This is a genomic window from Streptomyces lushanensis (assembly GCF_001700515.1).
Taxonomy (GTDB): Bacteria; Actinomycetota; Actinomycetes; order Streptomycetales; family Streptomycetaceae; genus Streptomyces; species Streptomyces lushanensis.
Genome location: NZ_MAUD01000637.1, coordinates 1 through 879, shown reverse-complemented (window position 1 = coordinate 879; position 879 = coordinate 1). Strand labels below are relative to the sequence as shown.

Below are 879 nucleotides of genomic sequence, written 5' to 3'. Positions count from 1 at the left end.
GGGTGGGAAAAGTTGGAAGAATTTCGGGGGGGCTGTCGATCCGGCCGGTGTCCGTTCGACGCAGAGGTGAGAGAGGCGGGGAAAGGCCCCGCTCTTCCGACCGAGGAGTCACCATGCCACGTTTTCTGACGCTGGTCCGCATCGATGAGAAGCACGCTCCCGTCGACGCGGCCGGTCCCGAGTTCGATCAGCGGATGGGCGCGCTGTTCGAGGAGATCACCAAGGCCGGGGTCATGCTGGACACGGCCGGGCTCGCGCCGACCGCCGAGGGGACCAGGGTCACCTGGTCCGGTGGCAGGTTCAGCTACACCGACGGGCCCTTCACGGAGAGCAAGGAAGTCATCGGGGGCTACTCCATCACCCAGTGCAAGGACAAGGCCGAGGCGGTGGAGTGGGCCAAGCGGTTCCTGGAGATCCACCCGGAGAACTGGGACGTCACCGTCGAGGTCCGCGNNCCGGGCGCCAACTCGCGGGCGTGCCGGGGACCGGTCGGGACCGCGCTTGCTCCGCCACCGTACGGCTGTTCTGATGGGTGGCTGTGACGGCAGCAAGCGCGACCGGGACGGTCGAAGCGGTGTTCAGGATCGAGTCCGCGCGGATCATCGCCGGTGTCGCCCGCATCGTGCGGGACGTGGGCATCGCCGAGGAGCTCGCGCAGGACGCCCTGGTCGCCGCGCTGGAGCAGTGGCCGGAGTCGGGTGTGCCGGACAGACCGGGCGCCTGGCTCATGGCCACCGCCAAGCACCGCGCCATCGATCTCGTCCGCCGCAAGGAGACCTACGCGCGCAAGCTCGCCGAGGTCGGGCGCGCCCTGGAGGACGTGCCTCCGCCCGAGCCGCAGGACTCCGACGACATCGACGACGATCTGCTGCGGCTGAT

General features: G+C 69.2%; 1 protein-coding gene and 1 pseudogene. Both read left to right on the top strand.

Translation table 11 applies throughout. The features are described from left to right. Window positions 1-113 precede the first annotated feature (113 nt). Window positions 114-453: pseudogene (locus BFF77_RS32060) on the top strand (YciI family protein); the annotation flags it as partial. A gap of 79 nt (window positions 454-532) precedes the next feature. Further along, window positions 533-879 (top strand): sigma factor (locus BFF77_RS32055; RefSeq protein ID WP_425424464.1); only part of this gene is annotated, 347 nt, incomplete at its 3' end.